The 3,199-nt window shown below is 34.0% G+C and carries 4 protein-coding genes and 1 pseudogene; all 5 read left to right on the plus strand.

All coding sequences use genetic code 11. The features are described from left to right. Window positions 1-728 (plus strand): Glu/Leu/Phe/Val family dehydrogenase (locus QZ657_RS17180; RefSeq protein WP_291968245.1); only part of this gene is annotated, 728 nt, incomplete at its 5' end. 131 nt (window positions 729-859) lie between these two features. Next, a complete protein-coding gene (locus QZ657_RS17185) occupies window positions 860-1,312 on the plus strand; it encodes a GreA/GreB family elongation factor (RefSeq protein WP_366934185.1) in 453 nt (150 codons plus the stop codon). Beyond that, the gene (locus QZ657_RS17190; protein ID WP_291968246.1) at window positions 1,309-1,701 is read left to right on the plus strand and encodes a hypothetical protein; all 393 of its coding nucleotides are present in this window, start codon (window positions 1,309-1,311) and stop codon (window positions 1,699-1,701) included. Before QZ657_RS17185 ends, QZ657_RS17190 begins: the two co-directional genes overlap by 4 nt. Window positions 1,702-1,785: 84 nt before the next feature. After that, window positions 1,786-2,098: pseudogene (locus tag QZ657_RS17250) on the plus strand (mechanosensitive ion channel family protein); the annotation flags it as partial. Window positions 2,099-2,222: 124 nt separating this feature from the next. Next, window positions 2,223-2,840 carry a hypothetical protein gene (locus tag QZ657_RS17200; RefSeq protein WP_291968247.1) on the plus strand — a complete coding sequence of 206 codons (618 nt, stop codon included), beginning with the start codon at window positions 2,223-2,225 and terminating at the stop codon, window positions 2,838-2,840. Window positions 2,841-3,199: the final 359 nt, after the last annotated feature.

Here is a 3,199-nt window from a genome sequence, read left to right on the forward strand (position 1 = left end):
AACCTATTGGTGCAGGTGGCTCTAAAGGTCGTGACAGAGCTACCGGGTACGGAGTTTTCCTAACCATTAAATTTTGGGCAGAAAGTAATAATATAAAGCTAAGGGACAAAAAATTCATTGTACAGGGTTTTGGTAACGTAGGGTATTGGGCTGCTTTTTTCTTGGTAAACGAAGGTGCTATTTTAACGGCAGTACAGGATGCCTATGGTAGTATTGCAAATGAAGATGGTATAGATGTAGATCAATTACAAGAATATTCCCAAGGTAATAAGGGGAGCATTCTTGGTTATGCAAAGGCAAGAACAATTGACAGTAAAGACTTCTTTTCGTTAGACTGTGATATCTGTATACCTGCAGCGTTGGGCAACCAAATTACCGCTAAAAATGCCTATAAAGTAAAAGCCTATTTAATTGCCGAAGGTGCCAACGGACCTACGGATGTGGACGCTGAAGAAATTTTATTACAAAAAGGTATAGACATAATCCCGGACATTCTTTGCAACTCTGGCGGTGTGATCGGTAGTTATTTTGAATGGTTACAAAACCGTAATGGAGAAATTTGGTCTTTAGACGAGGTGATGGAAAAACTGGAAAAGAAAATGAAAGAATCATTCTCTACTGTTCTAAAAACATCAAAAGAAAGAAAGGTTGACATGCGCACCGCAGCCTTTGTTATTGCTATTGAACGTTTAGAAGAGGCATATGTACAACGCGGTATTTTTCCTTGATAATCATAAATTTTAAACAATAATGATTTTAAACAGTATATAGCCAATAGCGCCAAAATGGGCGTAGTCGTAATTATTTGAAAACAAACAATTCTTGGTTTCCGGCTACGCCTAAAATGACAATCGGCCAAATGCATAATATACTATCTGAACAAAACAAAAAAATGAAGTACGGCAATCTTGTTATAGAAAAAAAAGAATACGTGGTACTCAAAAGATTTATGAACCTATCCGGTTATTATAAAGATGATACACTACGTAAATCTGTTCAAAAATTAGTTGGTGAATTAGAGACCGCTATCATTCTTGATGCATCTGAGATGTATAATGACGTCATACGCTTTAATACCCATGTTACCATAAGTTCTAAAAACGGATGGCACAAAAAATTCAAGCTGGTAATGCCAACAGACAGTGATATCAAGAACAATAAAATATCCATACTCACACCAATGGGCGCAGCGGTTATAGGGTATAGTGAAGGAGATTCCATTAATTGGGAATTTCCGTCCGGAGAACAAAAACTAACTATAGAAAAAGTTGAACAAGAAAATCTGCATATGAATATAAATATGGTATTATGATAACATCAAAACAATTTTATCCGCATGAGTCTGACAAAAGAATAATGGTGAAGAAGGATAAACTGGAAATTAACAATTGGACAGATGAACTAGAGTTTTTAAATAAGGAAATTGAGTTCTATTTGGATATTGAAGACAGCATCATACAAAACTCAAAATTGAACCAAGAGCTAAACCGTATTCGTAGGGAAAATGCCCTAATGCTAGCAGCATTATACAAATATGAAAATGCCGTAGGTAAAGCAATTGAATGTGATACTACTGCTTGCGATACCTATTACCTTAATCACCATGAAAAGAAAAGAGATGCCTACCTATCGTTAATTCAAAATTATAGAGATTTAAAACTAAAGGTATTATCCCAAATATTAATACAAGCAAAAAGTTAAGTGAAATAGAAATTACCATTACAATCCAAAACCTACCAAACTTCTAAAATATACCGCCATGGAAAATAGTATATTACTACCTAAAATACCGAAAACAATATCAATAATAATTTAGCCATAAACGGCAGAAACCTGACCAATATTGGGGTATTTAAAAAAATACGTGAACGACTACCTAGAAAGTCATTCTGCGGTAAATAAAGGCTTGACCTTTATGGTTAGACAATTAGCACCAACACCGCAGGGTATACCTTTAGAGGTATATGCTTTTAGTGCCAACAAAAGATAGGAGAATTAGGAATATGTAATGGCAGATATTTTTGACCATCTATTAGCCGCCCTACCCTATTTTCAATTGCAGGTTTATGAATTACCGGTTCCGGTTGCTTGTTTATAACTATTCGCCTTTTACTTTCTTTTATATTTTAATTTACTAGCTCTATTGACTTTAGATGAAAATTGTATCTTTCTTGGGTAGATTTGCCGGTGCATATAATTGCCATGACAAATATTAATGTACAATGATGCTGCAAGAAAAATTCAATGAACTCCTGACAAAATATACCGATGATAAAAGTTTGATAAATACATTATGGTCAGAAATTGAAAAAAACTATTCAGGCAATAGAAGGCATTATCATACATTACAGCATCTTGACAATTTATTAGCTCAATTGACTGATGTAAAAGAAGAAATACAAAACTGGGATACTATTTTATTCACACTATACTACCACGACATCATATACAACGCAACCAAGTCAGATAACGAAGAGAAAAGTGCAAATCTTGCAGTAAAACGATTAAAAGAAGTTGCTGTTTCCAGTGCTATTATCGAAAAATGTAAAAAACAAATTTTAGCTACCAAATCGCACCTTAGTTCAAACGACAGCGACACTAACTATTTTACAGATGCCGACCTTTTCGTTTTAGGTCAAAGTTGGGAAACATACACTCTATACTACAAAAATGTTAGAAAGGAATATGCGGTCTACCCTTCCTTTATTTATAAACCTGGCCGTAAGAAAGTTTTGCACCATTTCTTATCAATGGACAGAATATTTAAAACCGATATATTTTATAACAAGTATGAGGCCAATGCCAAATCCAATCTACAAAGAGAACTTAAGACACTTTGATTTTAAAAAGTAAACGCGAATTTTTAAATCCAAAAAATTGTTTAAAAGTTTAGTTGATCGATTTACAAATAGTTGCAAGACCAAATACCAATGGCATCCTTTATTCATCCTAACGTACTATTTTGAACATGACTTCAACAAAGAATATTCATAAACGTTAGAAAATAAAACTTCAATAATAACACTATGGGAATTTTCAAAAAGCTGTTCGGCCCAAAAGATAAAGAAGAGCAAAAAACTAAGGTAACAGACCAACCTGACTCAAAATCTTATAACGATATTGCTTGGATGACAGATTTAAGGAGAAAAAACTTAGATATCTGCTTTAATGCGGGCTTTAAACCTACCATATCCTTACC

The organism is Maribacter sp., from assembly GCA_020629415.1.
GTDB lineage: Bacteria > Bacteroidota > Bacteroidia > Flavobacteriales > Flavobacteriaceae > Maribacter > Maribacter huludaoensis.